Origin of the sequence: Streptomyces caatingaensis (genome assembly GCF_001187435.1) — a bacterium.
In the GTDB taxonomy this organism is placed as follows: Bacteria; Actinomycetota; Actinomycetes; order Streptomycetales; family Streptomycetaceae; genus Streptomyces; species Streptomyces caatingaensis.
In genome coordinates this window covers 115,882-142,413 of record NZ_LFXA01000001.1, presented here as the reverse complement: position 1 = coordinate 142,413, position 26,532 = coordinate 115,882, and the positions used below count along the sequence as shown (strand labels likewise).

19 protein-coding genes and 1 tRNA gene are annotated in these 26,532 nt (G+C 73.8%); 9 read left to right on the top strand and 11 right to left on the bottom strand.

The window, feature by feature from the left end:
* Position 1: 1 nt before the first annotated feature.
* Positions 2-1,135, top strand: a complete 1,134-nt coding sequence (galK, locus tag AC230_RS00590; protein ID WP_241833014.1) for a galactokinase — start codon at positions 2-4, stop codon at positions 1,133-1,135.
* A 329-nt stretch (positions 1,136-1,464) separates the two neighbouring features.
* Positions 1,465-2,262, top strand: a complete 798-nt coding sequence (locus AC230_RS00585; protein ID WP_049713925.1) for a response regulator transcription factor — start codon at positions 1,465-1,467, stop codon at positions 2,260-2,262.
* Here AC230_RS00585 and AC230_RS00580 read toward each other — a convergent pair.
* Complete coding sequence (locus tag AC230_RS00580; RefSeq protein ID WP_049713924.1) at positions 2,221-2,718, bottom strand: MarR family winged helix-turn-helix transcriptional regulator; 498 nt, start codon at positions 2,716-2,718, stop codon at positions 2,221-2,223. The genes AC230_RS00585 and AC230_RS00580 overlap by 42 nt on opposite strands.
* Positions 2,719-2,818: 100 nt before the next feature.
* Here AC230_RS00580 and AC230_RS00575 point away from each other — a divergent pair, with 100 nt between their 5' ends.
* Entirely contained in the window at positions 2,819-3,631 is an 813-nt protein-coding gene (locus AC230_RS00575; RefSeq protein ID WP_049713979.1) for a trans-aconitate 2-methyltransferase, read from the top strand.
* A gap of 152 nt (positions 3,632-3,783) precedes the next feature.
* On the opposite strand, the gene AC230_RS00570 is transcribed toward AC230_RS00575, so the two are convergent.
* Positions 3,784-4,473, bottom strand: a complete 690-nt coding sequence (locus tag AC230_RS00570) for a TetR/AcrR family transcriptional regulator (RefSeq protein WP_049713923.1) — start codon at positions 4,471-4,473, stop codon at positions 3,784-3,786.
* Positions 4,473-5,468: an acyl-CoA desaturase gene (locus AC230_RS00565; RefSeq protein ID WP_198535363.1), complete on the bottom strand. Its 996-nt coding sequence runs from the start codon at positions 5,466-5,468 to the stop codon at positions 4,473-4,475. The genes AC230_RS00570 and AC230_RS00565 overlap by 1 nt, the downstream gene beginning before the upstream one ends.
* A gap of 193 nt (positions 5,469-5,661) precedes the next feature.
* Here AC230_RS00565 and ppc point away from each other — a divergent pair, with 193 nt between their 5' ends.
* Positions 5,662-8,403: a phosphoenolpyruvate carboxylase gene (ppc, locus tag AC230_RS00560; protein ID WP_049713921.1), complete on the top strand. Its 2,742-nt coding sequence runs from the start codon at positions 5,662-5,664 to the stop codon at positions 8,401-8,403.
* A 74-nt stretch (positions 8,404-8,477) separates the two neighbouring features.
* On the opposite strand, the gene pth is transcribed toward ppc, so the two are convergent.
* The 5 genes from pth to AC230_RS00535 all read right to left on the bottom strand — a co-directional run bounded on the left by pth (position 8,478) and on the right by AC230_RS00535 (position 12,647).
* On the bottom strand, positions 8,478-9,095 hold the full coding sequence (pth, locus tag AC230_RS00555) for an aminoacyl-tRNA hydrolase (protein WP_049713920.1): 618 nt from the start codon (positions 9,093-9,095) through the stop codon (positions 8,478-8,480).
* 88 nt (positions 9,096-9,183) lie between these two features.
* Positions 9,184-9,762 carry a 50S ribosomal protein L25/general stress protein Ctc gene (locus tag AC230_RS00550; protein WP_049713919.1) on the bottom strand — a complete coding sequence of 193 codons (579 nt, stop codon included), beginning with the start codon at positions 9,760-9,762 and terminating at the stop codon, positions 9,184-9,186.
* A gap of 189 nt (positions 9,763-9,951) precedes the next feature.
* Positions 9,952-10,929: a ribose-phosphate diphosphokinase gene (locus tag AC230_RS00545; RefSeq protein WP_049713918.1), complete on the bottom strand. Its 978-nt coding sequence runs from the start codon at positions 10,927-10,929 to the stop codon at positions 9,952-9,954.
* Between the two features lie 73 nt (positions 10,930-11,002).
* Positions 11,003-12,460: a bifunctional UDP-N-acetylglucosamine diphosphorylase/glucosamine-1-phosphate N-acetyltransferase GlmU gene (gene glmU / locus AC230_RS00540; RefSeq protein WP_078870843.1), complete on the bottom strand. Its 1,458-nt coding sequence runs from the start codon at positions 12,458-12,460 to the stop codon at positions 11,003-11,005.
* A gap of 116 nt (positions 12,461-12,576) precedes the next feature.
* Positions 12,577-12,647 (bottom strand) — tRNA-Gln (locus AC230_RS00535).
* A gap of 183 nt (positions 12,648-12,830) precedes the next feature.
* Between AC230_RS00535 and AC230_RS00530 the strand changes: the two genes are divergently transcribed.
* Positions 12,831-14,225 (top strand): sensor histidine kinase, encoded by a 1,395-nt coding sequence (locus AC230_RS00530; RefSeq protein WP_078870842.1) that lies wholly within the window; start codon positions 12,831-12,833, stop codon positions 14,223-14,225.
* Between the two features lie 74 nt (positions 14,226-14,299).
* On the opposite strand, the gene AC230_RS00525 is transcribed toward AC230_RS00530, so the two are convergent.
* Positions 14,300-14,821, bottom strand: coding sequence for an SUKH-3 domain-containing protein (locus AC230_RS00525; protein ID WP_049713915.1), 522 nt, complete (start codon positions 14,819-14,821; stop codon positions 14,300-14,302).
* A gap of 5 nt (positions 14,822-14,826) precedes the next feature.
* The gene (locus tag AC230_RS00520; RefSeq protein WP_049713914.1) at positions 14,827-15,372 is read right to left on the bottom strand and encodes a YwqJ-related putative deaminase; all 546 of its coding nucleotides are present in this window, start codon (positions 15,370-15,372) and stop codon (positions 14,827-14,829) included.
* A 390-nt stretch (positions 15,373-15,762) separates the two neighbouring features.
* On the opposite strand from AC230_RS00520, the gene AC230_RS00515 reads away from it, so the two are divergent.
* From AC230_RS00515 to AC230_RS00505, 3 genes are all read left to right on the top strand, one after another.
* Entirely contained in the window at positions 15,763-16,764 is a 1,002-nt protein-coding gene (locus tag AC230_RS00515; protein WP_049713913.1) for an SMI1/KNR4 family protein, read from the top strand.
* A 5-nt stretch (positions 16,765-16,769) separates the two neighbouring features.
* On the top strand, positions 16,770-19,466 hold the full coding sequence (locus AC230_RS00510; RefSeq protein WP_049713978.1) for an SUKH-4 family immunity protein: 2,697 nt from the start codon (positions 16,770-16,772) through the stop codon (positions 19,464-19,466).
* A 137-nt stretch (positions 19,467-19,603) separates the two neighbouring features.
* On the top strand, positions 19,604-20,506 hold the full coding sequence (locus AC230_RS00505) for a coiled-coil domain-containing protein (RefSeq protein ID WP_049713912.1): 903 nt from the start codon (positions 19,604-19,606) through the stop codon (positions 20,504-20,506).
* 50 nt (positions 20,507-20,556) lie between these two features.
* Here AC230_RS00505 and AC230_RS00500 read toward each other — a convergent pair whose 3' ends face one another.
* The gene (locus AC230_RS00500; RefSeq protein ID WP_049713911.1) at positions 20,557-22,362 is read right to left on the bottom strand and encodes a lytic transglycosylase domain-containing protein; all 1,806 of its coding nucleotides are present in this window, start codon (positions 22,360-22,362) and stop codon (positions 20,557-20,559) included.
* A gap of 634 nt (positions 22,363-22,996) precedes the next feature.
* Here AC230_RS00500 and mfd point away from each other — a divergent pair.
* Positions 22,997-26,530 (top strand): transcription-repair coupling factor, encoded by a 3,534-nt coding sequence (gene mfd, locus AC230_RS00495; RefSeq protein ID WP_049713910.1) that lies wholly within the window; start codon positions 22,997-22,999, stop codon positions 26,528-26,530.
* The last annotated feature ends 2 nt before the right edge of the window (positions 26,531-26,532 follow it).

The following is a 26,532-nucleotide window of genomic DNA, read 5'->3' as shown; positions in this document are numbered from 1 at the left end:
CGTGGCGGACGCCTTCCGCGCGGTCTTCGGCAGGGCGTGCGCCGGCGTCTGGTCCGCGCCCGGGCGCGTCAACCTCCTCGGCGAGCACACCGACTACAACGGCGGCTCGGTGCTGCCCCTCGCCCTGCCGCTGCGCACCTGGGCCGCCGCCGCGCCCCGCGCCGACGGACTGCTGCGGCTGCACTCCGCGCTCTTCCCCGGCGAACCCGTCGAAGTGGCCGCCGCCGGGCTCGCGCCGGGCGCGGTGCGCGGCTGGGCCGCCTACCCGGCGGGCGTCGCCTGGGCGTTGCGCCGCGCCGGGTACGGGACGGGCGGGGCGGACGTGCACGTGGAGACGGACGTGCCGCTGGGTGCGGGGCTGTCGTCCTCGGCGGCCCTGGAGGTCGCCGTGGCGCTGGCCCTGACGGGGGCCGTGGAGCGGGAGGCGGACCGCCTCGTGCTGGCCCGGCTGGTGCGGGAGGCCGAGCACGCCTTCGCCGGGGTGCCCTGCGGGATCATGGACCAGGCGGCGGCCGCCTGCTGCACCACGGGCCACGTCCTGCACCTCCGCACCCGCGATCTCGCCCTGCGCCAGGTCCCGTTCGACCCCGTGGCGCACGGGCTGCGGCTGCTGGTGGTGGACACCGGGGTCGCCCACGCGCTGCGGGACGGCGCGTACGCGGCGCGGCGCGCCGGTTGCGAGGCGGGTGCGCGGGCGCTCGGCGTACGGCTGCTGTGCGACCTCGATCCCGGGCAACTGGACGGCGCCCTGGGCGCGTTGGACGAGCCGCTGCGGCCGCTGGTGCGGCACGTGGTGACGGAGGAGGAGCGCGTCGGCCGGGCGGTCGCCCGCCTGGAGGCCGGCGATCCGCGGTCCGTCGGCGGGCTGCTCACGGCCGGACACGCCTCGCTCCGCGACGACTTCGCCGTCTCCTGCGCCGAGCTGGACCTGGCGGTGGCGGCCGCGCTCCGGGCCGGGGCGCTCGGCGCCCGGATGACCGGCGGCGGCTTCGGCGGATCGGCGGTGGTGCTGGCCGAGGAGGCGGCCGCGGGGCGCGTGGGGCGCGAGGTGGCGGCCGCCTTCGCGGCGGCGGGGCACCGGCCGCCCCGCGTCCTCCCCGTGGAGCCGGGGGACGGAGCGCGGCGCGACCTCTGACCCCACTGACCTGCGGCGGGACGGACGTTGGGCCATTCGTGCACCACTTCACGTCGTTCCGCGTCGTTCGCCGCCCCAATACTGAACAGAAAGCTCACGATAAACATCCGGGTCAAGCAGTTTTGCGAATCGGCTTCCGATGTCGTACCCCGGCCGTACGCTGAGCAGAGCGTCGGTGGGGGCCGACGCCGATCAGGGGGCGAGACAGGCAGGTACGACGCCCGGGGCGGGGTGGTTGTCGGAGTGCGGCGGCGGCCGCGCGCCGGGACGGCGGCTCCGTACCGGGCGCCGTACCCGCACTGCGCGCCTCCCCGGATTTGGGGGTGGTTGTGGCACGTATTCGGGTACTGGTCGTCGACGACCACCGCATCTTCGCCGAGTCCCTCGCGGCCGCCCTCGCGGCCGAGCAGGATGTGGACGTCTCGGCGGCCGGCAGCGGGCCGGCGGCTCTGCGCGCGCTGGAGCGCGCGGCGGTGGAGGGGCGTCGCTTCGACGTCCTGCTGATCGACGCCGATCTGGGCGCGGTCGCCGTGGAGGCGGCCCGGGTCCCGGAGCAGCGGCGCCCGCCCGGCCGGCCGGTCCCGGCCCCGGGGCCGGACGGCGGCGGTGCGGTGGACGGCATCTCGCTCGTGGCCGGGGTGCGCTCCGGCCATCCCGGGGTGCGGACGGTGGTCCTCGCCGAGCGCGACGACCCGCGGCGGGCGGCGGCCGCGCTGCAGGCCGGCGCCGGCGGCTGGGTCGCCAAGGACTGTTCGCTGTCGCGCCTGCTCGCGGTGATCCGCGGGGTGCTGCGGGACGAGACGCATCTGCCGCCGGCGCTCCTCACCGGAGTGCTGCGGGAGCTCACGGCCGCGCGCAAGCACCGCACGGAGAGCGAGCGGCTCGTGGAGTCGCTGACCCCGCGCGAGCGGGAGGTGCTCCGCTGCATGGTGGCGGGGCTGGGCCGCAAGGCCGTCGCGGAGCGGCTCTATCTCTCCCCGCACACGGTCCGCACGCATATGCAGAACGTGCTGGGCAAGCTCGGGGTGCACTCGACGCTCGCCGCGGTGGCGCTCGCGCGCCGCGCGGGGGTGGGCCCGGTGGACCTAGCCGGGGACGTTGTCGAACGGGGCGGTCAACTGGCGTAGCAGACCGGCCAGTTCATGGCGCTGAGCGGTGGACAGCTCGGCGAGGATCGCCCGCTCCTGGGCGAGCAGTCCGGCGAGCGCCTCGTCCGCCCGGTTCCGTCCCTCCTCGGTGAGCCGTACCAGCACGCCCCGCCGGTCGTTGGGGTCGGGCTCGCGCCGCACCAGGCCCTTCTTGGCGAGCCGGTCGATCCGGTTCGTCATGGTGCCGGAGGTGACCAGGGTCTGGGTCAGGAGCTGCCCGGGGGAGAGCTGGTAGGGCGCGCCGGCCCGGCGCAGCGACGTCAGGACGTCGAACTCCCAGGGCTCCAACTGGTGCTCGGCGAAGGCCAGCCGACGGGCGCGGTCGAGGTGCCGGGCGAGCCGGCTGACCCGGCTCAGCACCTCCAGCGGCTCCACGTCGAGGTCAGGGCGCTCCCGGCGCCACGCTGCGACCAGCCGATCGACCTCGTCCTCCATGAGATCAGTGTAGTGGGTCTGTCGACATGAAGTCTCTTGACGTCAAGATATATGGCGGGGGATGCTGGACCCACGCCCGCTCCTCGGGAGGACCACCGCCATGCCGCACACCCCCACGTGGGACCCGGCGCAGTACCTGCGCCACGAGGGTCACCGCACCCGCCCCTTCCTCGACCTGCTGGCCCGCGTCCCCGGCCTGCCGGCCACCGGCCCCGCCCGCATCGTGGACCTCGGCTGCGGCGCCGGGAACGTCACGGCGCTCCTCGCCGGGCGCTGGCCGGACGCGCTGATCACCGGGCTGGACAACTCGCCCGAGATGCTGCGCGAGGCGCAGGCCCACGCGGGCCGGACGCCGGGCGGCGGCCGCCTCTCCTTCACCGGCGCGGACGCCGCCGAGTGGGCCCCGATCGGCCCGCTCGACCTGATCGTCTCCAACGCCGCGCTGCAGTGGGTGCCGGACCACGCGGACCGCTTCCCCGCGTGGACCTCGGCGCTCTCCCCCGGCGGGGTGTTCGCCTTCCAGGTCCCCGGCAACGCCGACGCCCCGTCCCACGCCCTGATGCGTGACCTCTGCGCCTCGCCGCGCTGGCGCGACCGGCTGGCCGGCGTCCTGCGCGGCCCGCACCGCGTCCTGGAGCCCGCGGAGTACCTGGAGCGCCTGACCGCCCTCGGTCTGTCCGTCGACGCCTGGGAGACCACGTACTGCCATCTGCTGGCCGGCGAGGATCCCGTCCTCGACTGGGTCAAGGGCACGGGGCTGCGGCCCGTCCTGACGGCGCTGGCGGACGCGCCCGGGGAGCGCGAGGAGTTCCTCGCCTCGTACGCCTCCCTGCTCCGCGAGGCGTACCCGGCGGGTCCGCACGGGACGGTCTTCCCGTTCCGCCGGGTGTTCGCGGTGGCGGTGAGGGAGTAGAGACGCCCGGGAACCGCCCTCCGGGCGGTGTCCTCACATGCCGGGCGGGCCGAATTCAGCCCGCCCGGCATGTGAGGACACCCCGCGGCGAAGCCGCGCAGAAGCGGTGAAAGGGCGGGTCCGGGGCGAGGCACCCCCGACGGCCCCCGCCGTCAGGACCGCCGATGCCCCACCAGCCGGGGCTTCGGCTCCAGACCGTCCAGCCCATGCCACGCCAGATTCACCAGATGCGCCGCGACCTCCGCCTTCTTCGGGCGACGGACGTCGAGCCACCACTGCCCGGTGAGGGCGACCATCCCCACCAGCGCCTGCGCGTACAGCGGCGCCAGCTTCGGCTCGAAGCCCCGGGCCTTGAACTCCAGCCCGAGAATGTCCTCGACCTGCGTCGCGATGTCACTGATCAGCGACGCGAACGTCCCCGTCGACTGCGCCACCGGCGAATCGCGGACGAGGATCCGGAACCCGTCCGTATACGAGTCGATGTAGTCGAGCAGGGCGAACGCGGCCTGCTCCAGGAGCTCCCGCGGGTGCCCCGCGGTCAACGCCCCCGTGACCATGTCCAGCAGCTGCCGCATCTCGCGGTCCACGACGACGGCGTAGAGCCCTTCCTTGCCCCCGAAGTGCTCGTACACCACCGGCTTGGAGACCCCGGCCTTCGCCGCGATCTCCTCGACCGACGTGCCCTCGAAGCCGCGCTCGGCGAAGAGCGTCCGACCGACGTCCAGCAATTGCTCCCGGCGCTCCGCACCCGTCATCCGCACCCGGCGGGTGCGCCGGGTCCCGGTCGCGGGGGTCTGGTCCTTCTTGCCGGAGGTCTTGCTGTCGATCGCCACGCCGTCCATCATGCCGCGTGCGCGGCGCTCTCCCGGTCCGTCCCCTTCTTGCGCTTGGCCGCGATGCGGTCGGCCCGGGGCCAGCGCACGTCGTACGCCCACCCGGCCCGCTCGAACCAGCGGATGATGCGGGCGCTGGAGTCGAGCTGCCCGCGCAGCACCCCGTGCCGGGCCGACGTCGGGTCGGCGTGGTGCAGGTTGTGCCAGGACTCGCCGCAGGACAGGATCGCCAGCCACCACACGTTGCCCGAGCGGTCGCGCGACTTGAAGGGCCGCTTGCCGACCGCGTGGCAGATCGAGTTGATGGACCACGTCACATGGTGCAGCAGCGCCACCCGGACCAGTGAACCCCAGAAGAACGCCGTGACGGCCCCCTGCCACGACCAGGTCGCCAGGCCGCCGACCAGCGGCGGGATGAGCAACGAGACCGTGGTCCACAGGACGAACTGGCGGGAGATCGCGCGGATGGCCGGGTCCTTGATCAGGTCCGGGGCGTATTTGTGCTGCGGCGTCTGCTCCTCGTCGAACATCCAGCCGACGTGGGCCCACAGCAGGCCCTTCATCAGCGCGGGGATCGTCTCGCCGTACCGCCACGGCGAGTGCGGATCGCCCTCGGCGTCGGAGAACTTGTGGTGCTTGCGGTGGTCCGCCACCCAGCGCACCAGCGGCCCCTCGACCGCCAGCGACCCCATGACCGCCAGGGCGATCCGCAGCGGCCGCTTCGCCTTGAACGAGCCGTGGGTGAAGTAGCGGTGGAAGCCGATCGTGATGCCGTGGCACCCGATGAAGTACATCGCCGTCATCAGCCCGAGATCCAGCCAGCTCACCCCCCAGCCCCAGGCGAGCGGCACGGCGGCGACGAGAGCGACGAAGGGGACGGTGATGAACAGCAGCAGGGTGATCTGTTCGATCGAGCGCTTGCTGTCACCGCCGAGCGTGGCGGAAGGGAGCGGGCCCTGTGGGGCCTTCGGCACGTCTTCGAGCACGTCGGGACTTGCAGTCATGGGTTCCCTCGGGGGTCGGGGAGCTGGCTACGGTTCCGTAACCTACGGCAACGTAAGTATGGCAGGGCCCCGGGGCGGGGCAAGAGGGCTCTCGGCCACCGCGCGTCGGGCGGCGACCTATGCTTGGGGCGTCGGACAGCGCGGTCCGCCACCCCTCCAGACGTGCTCGGAAACACCGCAAGGAGCCGCACCTGTGAGCAGTGCCGACCCCACCAGCCCCGAAGCACGGCGCAGCGCCGCCCTGCGTGCCGACATCCGCCGGCTCGGCGACCTCCTCGGCGAGACCCTGGTCCGCCAGGAGGGCGAGGAGCTCCTCGCCCTCGTCGAGCGGGTCCGCGCCCTGACCCGCACGGACGGCGAGGCCGCGGCCCGGCTGCTCGGCGAGACCGATCCGCAGACGGCCGCCAAGCTGGTGCGCGCCTTCTCCACCTACTTCCATCTCGCCAACGTCACCGAACAGGTGCACCGCGCCCGGGAGCTGGGCGCCAAGCGGGAGGCCGAGGGCTCGATCCTGGCCCGCACCGCGGACAAGCTGAAGGACGCCGACCCCGAGCACCTGCGGCAGACCGTCGAACACCTCGGCGTACGGCCGGTTTTCACCGCCCACCCCACGGAGGCCGCGCGCCGCAGCGTCCTCAACAAGCTCCTGCGCATCGCCGAGCTGCTGGACCGGCCGGCCACCGGCGAGGGCGAGAAGCGCCGCCTCGCCCTGCGCCTCGCCGAGAACATCGACCTGCTCTGGCAGACGGACGAGCTGCGCGTCTCCCGCCCGGAGCCCACCGACGAGGCCCGCAACGCCATCTACTACCTGGACGAGCTGCACACCGGCGCCGTCGGCGACGTCCTGGAGGACCTCGCGGCCGAGCTCGGCCGGGTCGGCGTCCACCTGCCCGTCACCACCCGCCCGCTGAGCTTCGGCACCTGGATCGGCGGCGACCGCGACGGCAACCCCAATGTGACCCCGCAGGTCACCCGGGACGTCCTGATCCTCCAGCACGAGCACGGCATCACCGACGCCGTCGAGCTCGTCGACGAGTTGCGCGCCGCCCTCTCCAACTCGATCCGCAACAGCGGCGCCACCGAGGAGCTGCTCACCTCGCTCCAGCGCGACCTGGAGCTGCTCCCCGAGATCAGCCCGCGCTACAAGCGGCTCAACGCCGAGGAGCCGTACCGGCTCAAGGCCACCTGCATCCGCCAGAAGCTCCTCAACACCCGGGAGCGGCTGGCCCGCGACACCCCGCACCAGGAGGGCCGCGACTACCTCGGCACCGCCGACCTGCTCGCCGACCTCCAGCTGATCCAGGACTCGCTGCGGGCGCACCGCGGCGGGCTCATCGCCGACGGCCGCCTGGAGCGCGCGCTGCGGACCCTCGCCGCGTTCGGCCTCCACCTGGCGACCATGGACGTCCGCGAGCACGCCGACGCGCACCACCACGCCCTCGGCCAGCTCTTCGACCGGCTCGGCGAGGAGTCCTGGCGGTACGCCGACATGCCGCGCGAGTACCGCGCCAAGCTCCTCGCCAAGGAGCTGCGCTCGCGCCGGCCGCTGGCGCCCAGCCCGGCGCCGCTGGACGCGGCCGGCGCGAAGACGCTCGGCGTCTTCCACACCATCCGCGAGGCGCTGGAGCGCTTCGGCCCCGAGGTCGTCGAGTCCTACATCATCTCCATGTGCCAGGGCGCCGACGACGTCTTCGCCGCCGCCGTCCTCGCCCGCGAGGCCGGGCTGCTCGACCTGCACGCCGGCTGGGCGAAGATCGGCATCGTCCCGCTGCTGGAGACCACCGACGAGCTGCGCGCGGCCGACGTCATCCTCGACGCGATGCTCGCCGACCCCTCCTACCGGCGGCTGGTCGCGCTGCGCGGGGACGTCCAGGAGGTCATGCTCGGCTACTCCGACTCCTCCAAGTTCGGCGGCATCACCACCTCGCAGTGGGAGATCCACCGGGCGCAGCGCCGGCTGCGCGACGTCGCGCACCGCTACGGGGTGCGGCTGCGGCTCTTCCACGGCCGCGGCGGCACGGTCGGCCGGGGCGGCGGCCCCACCCACGACGCGATCCTCGCCCAGCCGTGGGGCACGCTCGACGGCGAGATCAAGGTGACCGAGCAGGGCGAGGTCATCTCCGACAAGTACCTCATCCCGGCGCTCGCCCGGGAGAACCTCGAACTGACCGTCGCGGCCACGCTCCAGGCGTCCGCCCTGCACACGGCCCCCCGGCAGTCCGACGAGGCGCTCGCCCGCTGGGACGCGGCCATGGACACCGTCTCCGACGCGGCGCACGCCGCGTACCGGCGGCTGGTCGAGGACCCGGACCTGCCCGCGTACTTCTTCGCCTCGACGCCCGTCGACCAGCTCGCCGAACTGCACCTCGGCTCGCGGCCGTCGCGCCGCCCCGACTCGGGCGCCGGCCTCGACGGACTCCGGGCCATCCCCTGGGTGTTCGGCTGGACCCAGTCCCGGCAGATCGTCCCCGGCTGGTACGGCGTCGGCTCCGGGCTGAAGGCCGCCCGCGAGGCCGGACTCGAGGACGTCCTCGCGGAGATGCACGCGCACTGGCACTTCTTCGGCAACTTCCTCTCCAACGTGGAGATGACGCTGGCGAAGACGGACCTGCGCATCGCGCGGCACTATGTCGACACGCTCGTGCCCGACGAGCTGAAGCACGTCTTCACGGCGATCGAGGCGGAGCACGAGTTGACCGTGCGGGAGGTGCTCCGCATCACGGGGGAGCGTGAACTGCTCGACGCGAGCCCCGTGTTGCGCCAGACCTTCCACATCCGGGACGCGTACCTGGACCCGATCTCCTACCTCCAGGTCACCCTGCTCCACCGCCAGCGGCAGGCGGCGGCGCGCGGCGAGACGCCGGATCCGCTCCTCGCGCGTGCGCTGCTGCTGACGGTGAACGGGGTGGCGGCGGGCCTCCGCAACACGGGCTGAGCGCTGTGGGGTGGGGTGTGCCCCGGGCCCGGCCCCCTCCGGGGGAGGGGCCCGGGGCAACCCTCCCTAGCCCCCTACGAGTTGTACGTACTCTGCGCCCGCTCCAGCCCGTCCACGATCAAACACTCCACCGCATCCGCCGCCCGGTCCACCTCGTACGCAAGCTCCTTGCGCTCGGCGGCCGAGAAGTCCTTCAGGACGAAGTCGGCGACCTGCATCCGCCCCGGCGGCCGCCCGATGCCGAAGCGCACCCGGCAGTACCCCGGCCCGAAGGACTTCGTGATCGACTTCAGCCCGTTGTGGCCGTTGTCGCCGCCGCCGACCTTCAGCCGCAGCTGCCCGTAGTCGATGTCGAGCTCGTCGTGGACCACGACGACCCGCTCCACGGGCACCTTGTAGAAGTCCCGCAGGGCCGCCACCGGGCCCCCGGACAGGTTCATGAACGACATCGGCTTGGCGATCACCACCCGGCGGCTCGCCGGCCCGGGCGCGCCCAGCCGTCCCTCGACGACCTGCGCCCGTCCCGCCTTGTGCGCCTTGAATGTGCCGCCCATCCGCTCCGCGAGCAGGTCGGCGACCATGAAGCCCACGTTGTGGCGGTTGCCCGCGTACTCGGTGCCGGGGTTGCCCAGGCCCACGACCAGCCAGGGGCCCGTGCCGGCGTTCCCGGCGCTGCTGCTGCCGTCCGTCATCCGCATGTCTCCTTCATACGCCAACCGCCGCCCCGCTCCGGTGAGGGAGCGGGGCGGCGGCCGGAAGAAAAGCGAGGAAGAGCGAGGCTCAGGCCTCGGCACCCTCGGCGGCCTCGTCGGCCGGGGCGGCCTGGCCGGCGACGACGTGCAGGACGACGGTGTCGGCGTCGACGGCCAGCTCGACACCGGCCGGCAGGACGACGTCCTTGGCGAGGACGGAGGCGCCGGCCTCCAGGCCCGCGATGGAGACGGAGACGGCCTCCGGGATGTGGGTGGCCTCGGCCTGGACCGGCAGGGCGGTCAGGGTGTGCTCGAGCAGGTTGCCGCCCGGGGCCAGGTCGCCCTCGGTGTGGACCGGGACCTCGACGGTGACCTTCTCGCCGCGCTTGACGACGAGGAGGTCGACGTGCTCCAGGAAGCCCTTGAGCGCGTCACGCTGGACCTGCTTGGGGATGACCAGCTCGGAGCGGCCCTCGATGTCCAGGGAGAGCAGGGCGTTCGGGGTCTTGAGCGCCATCATCAGGTCGTGGCCCGGGAGGGACACGTGGACCGGCTCGGAGCCGTGGCCGTAGACGACGGCCGGAACCTGGTGGGCACGGCGGATGCGGCGGGCGGAGCCCTTGCCGAACTCGGTGCGGACGGTGGCGGCGAGCTTGATCTCGGCCATGGTGCACTCCTCGGAGGTCGTGAGCGGACAGGGTCACCCGGCCCACGAACGGCCTGCTACGAAGAGCGCGTCGATAACGGACCGCCGTACCGCGAAAACGGAACGGCCTCCCTCGCCGAGCAACTCGCGTGAGTTTACCCGGCGGGGAGGCCTTACCAGAAATCGATCTCCGCGCGGCCTAGGCGGCCGTCACGCCTGCTCGTCGAAGAGGCTGGTGACCGAGCCGTCCTCGAAGACCTCGCGCACGGCGCGGGCGATCGTCGGCGCGATCGACAGCACCGTGATCTTGTCGAGCTCCAGCTCGTTGGGGGTCGGCAGCGTGTTGGTGAAGACGAACTCGCTGACCTTGGAGTTCTTCAAGCGGTCCGCGGCCGGGCCGGAGAGCACGCCGTGGGTGGCGGTGACGATGACGTCCGCGGCGCCGTGCGCGAACAGGGCGTCCGCGGCGGCGCAGATGGTGCCACCGGTGTCGATCATGTCGTCCACCAGTACGCAGACACGATCCTTCACGTCACCGACGACCTCGTGCACCGTGACCTGGTTGGCGACATCCTTGTCACGCCGCTTGTGCACGATCGCCAGGGGGGCGCCCAGCCGGTCGCACCAGCGGTCGGCGACGCGCACGCGGCCGGCGTCGGGGGAGACGACGGTGAGCTTGTCCCGGTCGACCTTGGCGCCCACGTAGTCCGCCAGGATCGGCAGCGCGAACAGGTGGTCCACCGGGCCGTCGAAGAAGCCCTGGATCTGGTCGGTGTGCAGGTCGACCGTGAGGATCCGGTCGGCGCCGGAGGTCTTCAGCAGGTCGGCGATCAGACGGGCCGAGATCGGCTCGCGGCCGCGGTGCTTCTTGTCCTGCCGGGCGTAGCCGTAGAACGGCACGATCACGGTGATGCTCCGGGCCGAGGCCCGCTTGAGAGCATCGATCATGATCAGCTGCTCCATGATCCACTTATTGATGGGAGCCGTGTGGCTCTGCATCAGGAAGCAGTCGGCACCCCGCGCGGACTCCTGGAAGCGGACGTAGATCTCACCGTTCGCGAAGTCGAACGCCTTGGTCGGGACCAGGCCGACGCCCAGCTGGTGCGCGACCTCCTCGGCAAGCTCGGGGTGGGCGCGGCCGGAGAAGAGCATGAGCTTCTTCTCGCCGGTCGTCTTGAACCCGGTCACAGCACAATCTCCTTGGATGTCGCTTTGTGTGCGCTTATCACGGTACGCCCCGATCGGCGGGACCGTGTCACGGTCACTGCTCCCCGTCGTGCTCCTGGAGAGCGGCGGAAGCGGCCTGCGCGGCGGCGCTCCCCGGGCGCTTTCGCGCCACCCAGCCCTCGATATTCCGCTGCTGTCCTCGTGCGACGGCCAGCGAACCCGGGGGCACATCCTTGGTGATGACCGAGCCGGCGGCGGTGTAGGCGCCGTCCCCGATCGTGACCGGAGCCACAAACATGTTGTCCGATCCGGTGCGGCAGTGCGAGCCGATCGTGGTGTGGTGCTTGTTCACACCGTCGTAGTTCACGAAGACGCTCGCGGCGCCGATGTTGGTGTGGTCGCCGATGGTCGCGTCGCCCACGTACGACAGGTGCGGCACCTTGGTGCCCTCGCCGATCTCGGCGTTCTTCATCTCGACGTAGGCGCCGGCCTTCGACGCCGGGCCGAGCTTCGTCCCCGGCCGCAGATAGGCGAAGGGGCCGACGTTCGCGCGGGCGCCGATCCGCGCGGAGTCCGCCACGGTGGTGTCCACCCGGGCGCCCGGGCCCACCGAGGTGTCCGTCAGGCGGCAGTTGGGGCCGACCTCGGCGCCGCCGGCGATGTGGGTGTCGCCCAGCAGCTGGGTGCCGGGGTGCACCAGCGCGTCCGGCTCGAAGGTCACCGTGACGTCCACCCAGGTCGTCGCCGGGTCCACGATCGTCACGCCGCTCATCATCGCCTCGTCGAGCAGCCGCCCGTTGAGCAGCCGGCGGGCCTCGGCGAGCTGGACGCGGTTGTTGATGCCCAGGATCTCGCGGTGGTCGGGGGCGACCGCCGCGCCGACCCGGTGCCCGGCCGCGCGCAGGATGCCGAGGACGTCCGTCAGGTACTCCTCGCCCTGGCTGTTGTCCGTGCGGACCTTGCCCAGCGCGTCCGCCAGGAGCGCGCCGTCGAAGGCGAACACCCCGGAGTTGATCTCGCGGATCGCCCGCTGGGCGTCCGTCGCGTCCTTGTGCTCGACGATCTCGGTCACCGCGCCGGTGGCGGGGTCGCGCACGATCCGCCCGTAGCCGGTGGAGTCGGGCACCTCGGCCGACAGCACGGTGACCGCGTTGCCGTCGGCGGCGTGGACGTCCGCGAGGCGGGCCAGCGTCGCGCCGGTGAGCAGCGGGGTGTCGCCGCAGACGACGATCACGGTGCCCTCGGGGCGGACGCCCTCGCGGGCCAGCTCCTCCAGGCCCATGCGCACGGCGTGGCCGGTGCCGTTCTGCTCGTGCTGGACGGCCGTGCGGACGGCCGGGTCGATCTCGGCGAGGTGCGCGGCGACCTGCTCGCGGGCGTGCCCGACGATCACGACGAGCTGCTCCGGCGCCAGTTCGCGGGCGGCGGCGACGACGTGCCCGACGAGGGAGCGGCCACAGATCGAGTGCAGGACCTTGGGGGTCGCCGACTTCATGCGGGTGCCCTCACCCGCTGCGAGAACGACGACGGCTGCCGGGCGGTTGGCGCTCACGGGTGGGCCCTTCGGCTTCGAGGTTCGAGGGGGTGACACCCGCAGGATACCGGTGCGTACGAGGGCCGGAACGCCGAAGGGTCCTGACCTGCGCGGTCAGGACCCTGTGGAGCCGGCTCCCGGGGAAGGAATCGAACCCTCATTCAATGAACCAAAATCATTTGTCCTGCCATTAGACGACCCGGGATGGTTCGCCCGGCGTGCCCCGATCGCTTGATCGGCGGCGCGCGCAGACACCACTATGCCGTACGCCCGGGGCCCGGCGCGACGGTGTCCGGCGGTCGCGGCGAACTTCGCTTCTGCCGCTGCCTCTTGCGGGTCGCTGTCAGTTCTTCGAAAAGCGTTGGCGGCCCCCCGTAGTCTGGTTGGTATGACCACAACGGGGGCAATCACGGGGCCGGGCGGGCGGGAGGTGGCCGCGGCCGGCGCTCGGGGAGCGCCGGCGGGGCCGTGGTGGTGGGCCAGGCGCAGGAGCCTGGTGCTGGACGTCGTCCTGGCCGCGGTGTCGGCCTTCGAGTGCCTGCTGGAAGGGGTCGCCTTCGCTCACGAGGTCGGGCTGCCGGGCGCCCTGGGCGGGCTGCTGGGGCTGCCGGTCGGCGGCCTGCTGCTGGTGCGGCGGCGCTGGCCGGTCGCCGTCGTCCTGATGTCGATCGCGGTGACCCCGGCCGAGATGGGGTTCCTGCTGTCGCTCGTGGGCCTCTACACCCTGGCCGCCTCGGAGGTGCCGCGGCGGATCATCGTCGTGCTCGCGTCCGCCTCGCTGGCCGGGACGCTGATCGTGACCGCGGCCCGGTTCCACCAGGACATGGCGGGCTCCGCCTACCGGCCGGGCCTGGGCCTGGAGCTGCTCTTCTCGGCCGTGATGGCGCTCGGCCTGACCGCGCCGCCGCTGCTGCTCGGGCTGTACGTGGGGGCGAGACGACGGCTGGTCGAGAGCCTGCGGGAGCGGGCCGACGGCCTGGAGCGGGAGCTGTCGCTGCTGGCCGAGCGCGCCGAGGAGCGCGCCGAGTGGGCCCGCAGCGAGGAGCGCACCCGCATCGCGCGCGAGATGCACGACGTGGTGGCGCACCGCGTCTCGCTGATGGTCGTGCACGCCGCCGCCCTCCAGGCGGTGGCCCTCAAGGATCCGGAGAAGGCCTCGCGGAACGCGGCGCTCGTCGGCGACATGGGCCGGCAGGCGCTCACCGAGCTGCGGGAGATGCTCGGCGTCCTGCGCAAGACCCCGGACGGCGACCCCGGGACGCCGCCGGCGGCGCGGGAGCCGGAGCGGCTGGCCGCCGTGGCGGCGGCCGCCTCGGAGCGGGTCCGCAGGTCGGCGGGGCGGGCGGCGGCCCCGGCGGCGGAGGCGGCCGACGGGCCGTGCCTGGCGGAGCTGGCGGCCCTGGTGGGCCAGTCCCGGGAGGCCGGGATGGCGGTGGAGCTGCTGGTCGAGGGGGAGGGCCGGTCGTACGCGCCGCGCGTGGAGAGCACGGCGTACCGCGTGGTGCAGGAGGCGCTGACCAACGTCCACAAGCACGCCCCCGGCGCCTCGGCCCGGGTGCGGCTGGCGCACCGGGAGCGCGAGGTGGCGCTCCAGGTGGAGAACGGACCGCCCGCGGGCGGTACGGACGCGGGCCTGCCCAGCGGGGGCAACGGGCTGGTCGGGATGCGGGAGCGGGTGACCGCGCTCGGCGGCGTCTTCGTGTCCGGGCCGACGGAGAAGGGCGGCTTCCGGGTGTCCGCGGTGATCCCGGACGCGGCGCGGGGGCACGCGGACGCGGCGTAGGCGCAGTCGCGCCGCGCCCCGGTGGTCGTCCCCGGTGTCCGCCCCTCCGGCTTCGCCCGTCCCGGCCGTGGCCGTCAGCCGCCGGTCCGCCGGGGTGCGCCGTCGGCCGAGAGCCGGGCCGGGCGGGCGCCGGTGACGAGGGCCCCTATGGCGTGGTCGATGTCGGAGCCGAGGTACCAGTCGCCGGTGTGGTCGAGGCTGTAGACGCGGCCGTGGGCGTCGATGGTCAGCAGCGCCTGGCCGTCGAGCTCCTGGCCCAGCGGACAGACCTCGGTACCCAGGGCGCGGCCGAGGTCCGCGACGGTCCGCGCGAGGTGCAGCCCGTGCAGCGGGTCGATGTGGAACGGCGTGGGGGCGATGTGCTTCCCGGGCCCGGAGGCGGCGACGCGCAGGCCGCCGAACTCCGCCCACGCCTCGACGGCCGCGGGGAAGACGGTGTGCCGGTGACCCGCGGGCGACACATGGGCGCGCAGCGCGTCGGCCCATCGCTCGGCGGCCTTGATGTCCCACCGGCCCGGCTGCCAGCCGGCCTCGCGCAGGGCCGCGTCGACGGCGACGGGGAAACGGGTGGCGGCGGTGCGGTCGAATGCGCGCATGGAGGTCAGGGCCTGCCTCGTTCCGTGGGAGTGGGGTCGATGGCGCGGACGCCGAAGTGGGCGAGGAGCGCGGTGCAGGAGCGGCAGGGGGCGGCGTAGGCGCCGTGGCGCGGGTCGCCGTCCTCGCGGATGTGCCGGGCGGTGATCTTCGACTGCTTCAGGGCGCGCCGGGCCTCGCCGTGGGTGAGGGGTTTGCGGGAGGCGCGTTTGCTGCGGCCCGCCTCGTGCTGGGTGAGGAAGCGGGTCAGGAGGACGGCCTCGGGGCAGCGGCCGGTGAAGCGCTCGCGCTTGTCGCTGGTGAGCGTGGACAGGAAGTCCTGGACCAGGGGGTGCAGGGCGGGCGGCTGTTCGGACTTGGCCGCGGTGCAGGTCAGCGTGGTGCCGCGGACGGAGAGCGCGGCGGCGACGGCGGGCAGGATGCCGTCGCGGCGGTGGAGCAGGGCCGGCGGACGTTCGGCGTCCTCGGTCGTGCTCCAGGTGAGCCGGGGGTCGCCGGGGGCGTCGCCGACGGCGTCCCCGGTCAGGGGTTGATGGTCCTGCGTCGTGTGCATGGTGGTTCTTCTTCCCTCCCTGCAATCCCCCTGTTGCGGGGATCAGCCTGCCAAACGCGGTGGTGGGAGTGGAAGGCAGGGCGGTGTTGCGTGTGCAAGGTGTGCCGGGATAGGTGAGAGGTGCGCCAGGCGTGGCACGAGGGGGATGCGGCTGGTGTGCGGCGGTTTGCCGGAAGGGGACGGTTTTGGCGCCGGGGCGGGAGCGGGCGTCCCCCGTGGGCGGGGAGCCCGTCTTGCGCCAGCGCATAGGCTGTCCGTCACGAGCCGTTCCCGGCCGAAGCGCCGCGGGCGGAGACGTCCCGGCGGCCCCGAGGGGGCCGCCCCCGTCCCGCCGGGGCCCGGGAACGCCGGGAGAGACCGCAGCAAGCCAGCCAGCAGGGGGCATCCGCCATGACGACAGCCGGGACGGGGGAGCCTTCCGGCCTCCGGGGCCGGGGGAAGGCCGCACCGCCGAACGCGGCCTACGCCGGGCAGGTCGTGCACTTTCCGGACCCGGTGCGGCACAGCCGGCACCCCAAGGGCGTCCGGGTGGACGAGGACGGCTACCCCGACTTCTCGCCCTACGCCCGCGCGGCCGCCGAGATCGCCGAACCGCCGGAGGGCTTCGGCGTGGACGAGCTGCGGCTGACCGACTACGTCTCGGCCAACGCCGCGCTGCACGCCGAGGGCCACGAACTCTGGGCCAGCCTGCCCGCGGTGGCCACCCCGCACGGCTGGACCTGGCACCACGTCCCCTTCACCCGCCGGCTGGAACTGATCCCCGCCGAGGTCAAGGCGCTCCTGCGGCACCACGGCGGGCTGGCGACGGCCGCCGTGGACCAGGACAAGCGCGGCACCCGGCCGCTCCAGGAGACCCGGCCCGTGCACTTCGCGCTGCCCCAGCGCGACCTGGCGGTGACGGAGGAACAGGTCCGCGGCGTCGAGGAGGACCTGGGCTACCGGCTGCCCGGCGCCTACCGGGCGTTCCTCAAGGCCGCCGGCGGCTGCGCGCCCGTCGGGGCGGCGCTCGACGCCGAGCTCGGCCTGCTGCTCGACCAGCCGTTCTTCACGGTCCGCGAGGAACCGGCCGTCAACGACCTCGTCTACGTCAACAAGTGCCTCCGCGACCACTTCACCAAGGACTACCTGGGCGTGGCCTTCGCCCAGGGCGGCGTCCTCGCGGTCAAGGTCCGCGGCGAGGCGACGGGTTCGGTGTGGTTCTGCCCGTACGACGACTACCGCGACCGCGACGGCTGGACGGTGCAGGAGCGCGTCGAGCGGCTGATGCTGCCCTGCGGCGAGGACTTCGACGCGTTCCTGACCCGGCTGGCGGGCGGCCCGCCCGAGCTGGAGACGGTGGCGAACCTGATGGTCGACGGCGGATTCGCGTACGCCGTCCCGGTGGAGGGATGAGCGCGGTGGTGACCTTCGCGCAGGCCCAGGAGCGCGCGGAGCGCTGGGTCAACGGTGACGTACCGGCGTATCTGCACCGCGAGGTGCGGGTGCGGGAGTTCGACCTGGGCTTCGTCGCCTGGGCCGAGGACCGCGACGGCGTCGCGGCGGCGGACGGCGCGCACACCCGGATGGTGATCGCCCGGGACAGCGGGGAGACCACCCTCTGGCCCGGGCTGCCGGTGGGAGAGGTGATCCGGCGGTACGAGGAGGAGTACGGCGTCGTGGAGGAACCCGCACCGGCAGCGGCGGCCGACACCCCGCCGCGCCGCCTGGACCTGGAGGCGACGTCCTTCCTGCTGAGTCCCCCGGAGTGGCTCCAGGAGGCGGCGGACGCGATGGGGATACCCGACCGGAGGAAGGACGGCCCGTCCTCTTCCCCCTCCTCCTCTTCCTCTTCTTCCTTCTCCTCCCCCTCCCCGGCTTCGGGGGCGGCGGGCTCGCCGGAGGAGCCCTCGTCCGCCGGCACGCCGGCCTCTGCGGCACCGGCTCCGCCGGCCGATCCGGCGACGCCTGAGGCGCCGTCGCCTTCCGCGGGCACCGCGGTTCCCGCCGCGCCGTCGCGTCCCGCCGACTCGCCTGATCCGTCGGGGAGTTGGGGATCGGCCGCCGGTGCCGGGGCGTTCACGGGCGATGCCGGGGTGACGGCGGGTTCCGCCCGAGCGGATGCGGACGGGCCCGCAGCGCCCACCGCGCCTGCCGCGCCCACCGCGCCTGCCGCATCCGCTGTGCCCGACGAGCCCTCCGCGCCTGCTGTGCCTGCTGCGTCCGCCGAGCCCGTAGGGGCGGGGGCGGACGGGGCCACCTGGCCGGGGGCGGACGTCTCCGCGGGGGACGGCGAGGAGGACGGGCCCGTCGGCCTGCCCGCCACCATGCTCGCGCCCGCGCTGTCCGGGTCGGACGAGGACGACACTCCTCCGCCCCGGACCTCGGCCGAGGCCCGTACCGAGCTGATGCCCGGCGGCAGTTCGCTGCCGCGAACGGCAATCGCGCCGGCGATCGACGAGCCGGGGCGGCCCGCCGCGCCGCCGGCGGCCCCTCCGATGCCGACCGTGCCCCCGCCCGGCCCGGGGGCCTCCGCGCCCCCGGCGGAGCCGGCCGCGCCGGGCCCGAACGACCCTGCCGCGTCCGGGACTTCGGCCGGAGACGGCACTCCGCCCGGGTACGCGGCGACGGTCCTGGCGACGCCGGACGCGCTGGGGCGCCCGCCCGTCCAGGGCCCGCCCCCCGCACCGGCCGCGCCCGGCACGCCCCCCGCCGGCGTCCCGGCGGGCCCGCAGGCTCCGGGCGCGCCCTCCGGTACCCCCGGCGGCGGGGTCCACCACGCCGCCACCGTGCTCGCGAACCCGGACACCCCCGCCGGCCCCGGCGCTCCCGCCGTGCCCGCGCCGCCCGGCGCCCCCGGCCGCCCGGGCGTGCAACCGCCCGCCACCCCCGGCGCCCCGGCCCCGGCGGGCGCCGTCGGCGCACCCGGCGCCCCCGCGCCGCACCCCTCGCAAGCCCCCGGCGCACCGGGTGTTCCGGGCGCCCCGGGCGGCCAACCGCCCGCCGCTCCGGGCGCCTCCGAGACGCCCGGCGCCGGCGTGCACGCCGCGGCCACCGTGCTCGCGAGCCCCGGTGCGACCGGTGCCCCCGGCGCCCCCGGTGGCTACGGCTATCCGCAGCCGCCGGCCGGTGTGCCGACCGTCGGCCCCGGCTACATGGCCGTCCTGCGCTACCGCGCCCAGGACGGGTCGGAGCAGCAGATCATCCGCCGCAGCGCCCTCGGCGCCCCGCACCCGGAGTGGCAGATCCTGCACGAGCTGCGCTCGCTCAACGTGCCGCCGCAGCAGGTCCTGGAGCTGCACACGGAGCTGGAGTCCTGTGATGTGCCGGGCGGTTACTGCGCGCGGATGGTGCGCGAGACGTGGCCGCAGGTGCGTGTGAGCCACACCGCCCCGTACGGCCGCGACCACGCCACCCGCCAGCAGGGCGTGCGGCACCTGGTGGCGCACCAGGGCGAGTTGCACCAGGTCGCGGGCGGCCCGGCCCGGCCCGCGCCGAACCGCGTGCCGCCGCCGCAGCCGCACCAGGTGCGCCCGGCCCCGCCGCTCGCCCCGGACGCCGTCGGCCGCGAACTCGCGGAATCCTTCGGTCCGCAGGGCGTCTTCCGCTTCGACCAGCGCGCGGTCGCCCGCCAGGGCGTGCCGGACGTGGTGGCGCAGACGCTGATGTGGGCGGGGCTGCCGGTGGACCTCGGTCCGTTCTTCTGGGCGCAGGCCCAGCCCGGCCGCCCGGTGCCGACGCTGGCGGAGCTGGCGGTGGAGCGCGGGGTGCAGCCGGCCCCGGACGCCGGTTCGTACCTGGTGATGGGCACCGACTACGGCCGTCAGCTGTGCGTCCAGTACGGCACGGCGCACATCGTGGCCGTGCCGCTGGAGGCGGGCCCGGACGGGCGGCCCGCTGCACCGCAGTTCGTCAACACGAGCCTTCCTCAGTTTGTACGCTCTTTGGCGTTGCTCGGCCGCATGTGGCGCTGGCGCTACGGTCTGACTCCGGAGCAGGCCGGGCGCTGGACCGTGGACTTCCAGGACCAGCTCGCGGCGCTCGACCCGGCGGCCCTGGCCTCGCCCGAGAACTGGTGGGCGGTGCTGCTGGAGCAGATGTGGGACGGTCTCTTCTAGCGCCCCGCGCTGCCGGTTGGCGCATCCTTGACAGCAGAGGCGGGCGGAGTGTCGCGTTTCGGGCACTTCCCCCGTACGGGAATGATGTGCGCCTGACCGCGTCGCATACCGGGTTTCCGGAATAAGGGGCTACAAGCATGAGTGCATCGGTGTCTCCTGACGGTTTCACTGTCGTACGAGGCCGCGGCTACCGGCCTGACCAGGTGGACCGGGCCCTCGCCGAGTTCGCGCGGCAGCGCGACTCGGCGTGGGAGCGTGCCGCGCGGCTCACGGTCCTCGCCCGGGAGATGGAGGACGAGGTCCAGCGCCTGAACCAGGTGGTGGCGCAGCTTCCCCCGCAGACCTACGAGACGCTGGGGCCGCGCGCCCAGGGGCTGGTGACGACGGCGGAGGCGGAGGCGCTCGGGCTGCGCGAGCGGGCCGAGGCCGAGGCCGCCGAGATGCACGACGCGGCGGGCGCCCACGCCCGCAAGGTGCGCGACGCGGCGCACGAGTACCAGGTGGAGGTCCGCGCCGAGGCGGAGGAGTGGGCCCGGCAGGCGCAGCTCGCGGCCCAGTCGGTGGCGGACGACCTGCGGGCGACGGCCCGGCAGGAGGCCAAACAGCGGCGCGCCGACGCGCTGCGCATGCTCCAGGAGATGCGCGAGCGGACCGCGGCGATGCTCGCCGACCAGGAGAAGGAGCAGGCCGAGCGCTGGGACGCGGCGGGCCGCGAGGCCGCCGAGCGCGAGGCGGCGCTGGACGCCCGGGTGGCGGCGATGGAGGAGTACGCCCGCTCCACGCTGAGCGAGGCGCAGCGCCGGTACGCGGACGCCGAGGAGGCGGCGCGGCACGGCCAGGAGGACGCCGAGGCCCAGGCGGCCTCGCTGATCGCCCAGGCCCGGGTGCGCGAGGAGCGGATCGTCCGCGAGACGGAGCGGGTGCTCCGCGAACACGAGGAGCGCCGCGAGGAGTTGCGATCGCACATGGCCCATGTGCGCCACAGCCTCGCCGCGTTGACGGGCAAGCCGGTCGCCGAGGACCCGGCCCTGGGCGACTGACCCCCGCCCGTCCCGCCCGCCGCAGGGGCGGACGGGACGGTACGCCGGGATCAGCGGGTGGACTTGGGCGTGGACGTGGGTCCGGGGGCGGGCTTCTTGTCGGCGGGCTTGCCCGGGGTGGTGGGCTTGTCGGTCGGTTTGTCCGTGGCCCCCGACTTCACGGTCACCTCCAAGGAGAGGGTGACGGGTTCCTTGTCGTCGGTGGACAGCTCCAGGGTGAAGGCACCCTCCTGATTGCCGGCCGCCAGCCCGTCGATGAAGACGAGCCCGCCCTCGCGGGTCGTGACCGTGACGGTGCGTACGAGCTTGTCCTTGTCCTTGAGGGACGGGCCGTTGTCGGCCGGGTGCCCGTCCTTCTTCACCGTGACGGTGACCTTGACCCCGTCGACGGGCCTGCCCTTGGCGTCGTACGCCTTGGCGATGGCCCGGCGGGGGACGGACTCGCCCGGCTTGTAGCGCAGGTCGCCGCCCATCGCCGTGAAGCGCGCGGCCTTCGGCGCGGGCGCAGGCGTGACCGTGGCGTCGAACTCGACCGCCTTGGCGTCACGGCCTTCGAGGGTGGCGAGGATGTAGAACTCGCCCGTCTTGTCGCCTGCCCGGATCGCGGGCGACGTGGCGATCCCGTCCTTGCCCGCCGAGGCGACGAAGGTGTCGGTTCCGTCCTTGAAGAGCGCCTTGTCGGCGCCGACGATCTTGAAGCGGACGCGGGTGCCCGGGACGCCCTTCCCGTCGGCCGTGAGGGCCCGTACACGAGCCTTGTGCTCGAAGGTCTCGCCCACGTGGGCGGTCAGCTCGGCACCGTCCATGCGGTCGAGCCGTACCGCCCGCGGTGCCGGCGGCTTCGGCTTCTTGTGCTCTCCCTGGCCCTTGTCACCATCCCGGTCCCGGGACTTGTCCGGATCCTTCGGCCGTCCCCGGTCGTCCGGCTTCCGCGTGCCGTCCGGCCGCTCAGGCGTCGTCGTGGACGGCGTCGTCCTGGGCGGAACCGTCCCCGGCCCGGTGGGCACCGGCACGGTCGGCCGCGGCGTCGTCCCCGGATACGGCGTCGTCCCGGTGGACGGCCCGCCCGACGGATCGGGGATCGCACCGCCCTCCCCGTTGCGGTACGCCGTCATCCACGCCACCACCGTGTTGAGGTACTGGCGCGAGGAGTTGTAGCGCAGGACCGCCTTCTCCAGGTCGGCCTGCTTGCTCAGGTCGAGGCCGCCCGCGCACAGGTAGCGCGCCGTGCCGGCCGCCGCGTCGAAGATGTTGTTGGGGTCGTTCTGGCCGGCGTTGCGGCCGTCCGCGCTGTAGGAGGCCCAGGTGGACGGGATGAACTGCATGGGCCCGACGGCGTGGTCGTACTGGGTGTCGCCGTCCCAGCGGCCACCGTCCGTGTCCCGGACGAGTGCGAACTTCTCGCCCGTCAGCGGGGGGCCGATGATGGCCTTCTCCGTGGAGCCGTCGGGGCGCAGGCCGCCGCCCATGGCGCCGTGGTCGGACTCCACCTTGCCGATGGCGGCGATGAGTTCCCAGGGCACGTGGCAGTCCGGCCACCGCTCCTTCGCGTATCTCTCCGCGTTCTTGTAGGCGGCCAGGGCCGTGGCGGGGATGCCCTTGACCTCCTCCTTGCTCCCGGGGCCGCCGGGGCCGGGCTTGCCGGTGCCGGGCGGCGGGACGAGGTCGGGCAGGGCCAGGTTGGGCGAACCGTGCGGCAGCGTCTGCGGGTTGCCCGGGCCCGGCGCGGGGTCCTCGGAGCTGGCTGTGGGGTGCGGGGGGCTGGCGCCGACCGCGGCCGTCAGGCTGGCGACGAGCAGAGCCGTGCACAGTCCCTGTCGGGAGACGCTGGCAGCGCGCGTACGAAGTATCTTCACTGGGCTGCTTCCTCGGGAGACCGGCGGCCGTGCGCAGGAGGTCGTCGGACGCCCCCCTCGGCCATAACCCCGAACACTAATTCCCTCAAGCCCCAATTGTCTTGCCCCGGGACGCGCTTCACGCTTTCTTCGCCGCGCGTTCCCCCACAGGGGAGAGCGGTTCGGCCATTTCCCTCCTTTCCCCCTGTTTCCGGGCGCATCGCACGTCCCACGAGCGGACGGCTCCTGACGGCCCGTTGGGGACAGCCGCAGGCCGCGGGGTGGTGCCGTCCCCACCCCGGAGAGACCGCCGTACCCCATCGCGCCGGCCGCGCGCGACGAGCAGGCTGGAAAGCGCGGCGGGCCGGTACCCGGCCGGCGGAGGACCCGGACGTGCCACGGGGGTGCGCGTCCGGGATCCCCGGGCCCGCGTCGGCGGAGGCGCCCCCGGGGCAGCAGGGCGGAGCACCCGGGGAAACGAAGAGCGAGAGGGGGTGCCCCTCCGAGGAGGGGCGGGGCGGTCGCCGCCCGCCCGCAACGCCCCGGCACACCCCCGCGGACCGTCGTACGCTGGGAACACCCGGCCCGTACCGCACACCCCTCGCGTCGGGCCCTTCGCGTTGTCCACTTGCGCCCACCCTGGACGGGAAACCCCATGAGCCTGCACGGTCTGCTCGACGCCGTCGTCCGCGATCCGGCGCTCGCCGAAGCGGTGAAGGCCGCGACCGACGGCAACCGGCCGCACATCGACCTGGTCGGTCCGCCCGCCGCCCGCCCCTTCACCGTCGCGGCCCTCGCCCGCGACGCCGGCCGGCCCGTGCTCGCCGTCACCGCCACCGGCCGCGAGGCCGAGGACCTGGCCGCGGCCCTGCGCGACCTGCTGCCGCCGGACGGCGTCGTGGAGTACCCGTCCTGGGAGACCCTGCCCCACGAGCGGCTGTCCCCGCGCTCGGACACCGTCGGCCGCCGCCTCGCCGTGCTGCGCCGCCTGGCCCACCCGAGCCAGGACGACCCGGCGGCCGGGCCGGTCGGCGTCGTCGTCGCCCCCATCCGGTCGGTCCTCCAGCCGCAGGTCAAGGGGCTCGGCGACCTGGAGCCGGTCAGCCTGCGCACCGGGCAGAGCGCCGACCTCGGCGATGTCACCGAGGCGCTGGCCGCCGCCGCGTACGCCCGCGTGGAGCTGGTCGAGAAGCGCGGCGAGTTCGCCGTGCGCGGCGGCATCCTCGACGTCTTCCCGCCCACCGAGGAGCACCCGCTGCGCGTGGAGTTCTGGGGGGACGACGTCGAGGAGATCCGTTACTTCAAGGTCGCCGACCAGCGCTCCCTGGAGGTCGCCGAGCACGGTCTGTGGGCCCCGCCCTGCCGTGAGCTGCTGCTGACCGACGAGGTCCGCCGGCGCGCGGCGGCCCTCGCCGAGGACCACCCGGAGCTCGGCGAACTGCTGGGCAAGATCGCCGAGGGCATCGCCGTCGAGGGCATGGAATCCCTCGCGCCCGTCCTCGTGGACGACATGGAGCTGCTGCTCGACGTCCTGCCGGCCGGCAGCATGGCCGTGGTGTGCGACCCGGAGCGGGTGCGCACCCGCGCGGCCGACCTGGTGGCGACCTCGCAGGAGTTCCTCCAGGCGTCGTGGGCGGCCAGCGCGGGCGGCGGCGAGGCGCCCGTCGACGTGGACGCCGCCTCGCTGTGGAGCATCGCCGACGTCCGCGACCGCGCCCGTGAGCTGGGCATGATGTGGTGGTCGGTGAGCCCCTTCGCCGCCGAGGAGGAGGGCGACTCGGACACCCTCAAGCTCGGCATGCACGCCCCCGAGAGCTACCGCGGCGACACCGCCCGCGCCCTGGCCGACACCAAGGGCTGGCTGGCGGACGGCTGGCGGACGCTCTTCCTCACCGAGGGGCACGGACCGGCCGCCCGCACGGTCGAGGTGCTCGGCGGCGAGGGCATCCCCGCCCGGCTCGACGCCGGACTGGAGGACTTCTCCCCGTCCCTCGTGCACGTCTCCTGCGCGAGCCTGGACAACGGTTTCGTCGACCCGGGCCTGAAGATCGCCGTGCTCACGGAGACGGACCTCTCCGGCCAGAAGTCCGCGAGCCGCGACATGGGCCGGATGCCGGCCCGCCGCCGCAAGTCCATCGACCCGCTGACCCTCCAGGCCGGCGACTACATCGTGCACGAACAGCACGGCGTGGGCCGCTACATCGAGATGGTCCAGCGCACCGTCCAGGGCGCCACCCGCGAATACCTGCTCGTCGAGTACGCGCCGGCCAAGCGCGGCCAGCCCGGCGACCGCCTCTACATCCCCACCGACCAGCTCGAACAGGTCACCAAGTACGTGGGCGGCGAGGCGCCGACGCTGCACCGGCTCGGCGGGGCGGACTGGACGAAGACCAAGGCGCGCGCCAAGAAGGCCGTCAAGGAGATCGCCGCCGACCTGATCAAGCTCTACTCGGCACGGATGGCCGCCCCGGGGCACGCCTTCGCCCCGGACACGCCCTGGCAGCGCGAGCTGGAGGACGCCTTCCCGTACGCCGAGACGCCCGACCAGCTCACCACCATCGCCGAGGTCAAGGAGGACATGGAGAAGTCCGTCCCCATGGACCGCCTGATCTGCGGCGACGTCGGCTACGGCAAGACGGAGATCGCGGTCCGCGCCGCCTTCAAGGCGGTGCAGGACGGCAAGCAGGTCGCCGTGCTGGTGCCCACCACACTGCTGGTGCAGCAGCACTTCGGCACCTTCTCCGAGCGGTACGCGCAGTTCCCCGTCGTGGTCAAGGCGCTCTCGCGCTTCCAGACCGACACCGAGGCCAAGGCCGTGCTGGAGGGCCTGCGCGAGGGCTCGGTCGACGTCGTCATCGGCACCCACCGGCTCTTCTCCTCCGAGACCAAGTTCAAGGACCTGGGCCTGGTCATCGTCGACGAGGAGCAGCGCTTCGGCGTCGAGCACAAGGAGCAGCTGAAGAAGCTGCGGGCCAACGTTGACGTGCTCACCATGTCGGCCACCCCGATCCCGCGGACGCTGGAGATGGCGGTCACGGGCATCCGCGAGATGTCCACGATCACCACCCCGCCGGAGGAGCGGCACCCGGTGCTGACCTTCGTCGGGCCGTACGACCAGAAGCAGATCGGCGCCGCCATCCGCCGCGAACTGCTCCGCGAGGGCCAGGTCTTCTACATCCACAACCGGGTCGAGTCCATCGACCGGGCGGCGGCCCGGCTGCGCGAGATCGTGCCCGAGGCCCGGATCGCCACCGCGCACGGCCAGATGTCGGAGTCCGCCCTGGAGCAGGTCGTCGTCGACTTCTGGGAGAAGAAGTTCGACGTGCTGGTCTCGACGACGATCGTCGAGTCGGGCATCGACATCTCCAACGCCAACACCCTCATCGTCGAACGCGGCGACAACTTCGGGCTGTCACAGCTGCACCAGCTGCGCGGCCGGGTCGGCCGCAGCCGCGAGCGCGGCTACGCCTACTTCCTCTACCCGCCGGAGAAGCCGCTCACCGAGACCGCGCACGAGCGCCTGGCCACCATCGCCCAGCACACCGAGATGGGCGCCGGTATGTACGTGGCGATGAAGGACCTGGAGATCCGCGGCGCGGGCAACCTCCTGGGCGGTGAGCAGTCCGGGCACATCGCGGGCGTCGGCTTCGACCTCTACATCCGCATGGTCGGCGAGGCCGTGGCCGACTACCGGGCCTCCCTGGAGGCCGGGGGAGCGGAGGAGCCCCCGCCGCTCGAGGTCAAGATCGAACTCCCGGTGGACGCGCACGTCCCGCACGACTACGCGCCGGGCGAGCGGCTGCGCCTCCAGGCGTACCGCGCCATCGCCTCCGCCAACAGCGAGGAGGACATCAAGGCCGTCCGCGAGGAGCTGACCGACCGCTACGGCAAGCTCCCCGAGCCGGTCGAGAACCTGCTCCTCGTCGCCGGGCTGCGCATGCTCGCCCGCGCCTGCGGGGTCACCGACATCACCCTCCAGGGCTCCAACGTCCGCTTCGGGCCGGTGGAGCTGCGCGAGTCGCAGGAGCTGCGGCTCAAGCGGCTCTACCCGCGGACGGTCCTGAAACCGGCCACGCAGCAGATCCTGGTGCCCCGCCCCGCGACCCGCCCCATCGGCGGCAAGCCGCTGGTCGGCCGTGAACTGCTCGCCTGGACGGGCGAGTTCCTCACCACGATCCTCGGCGGCTGACG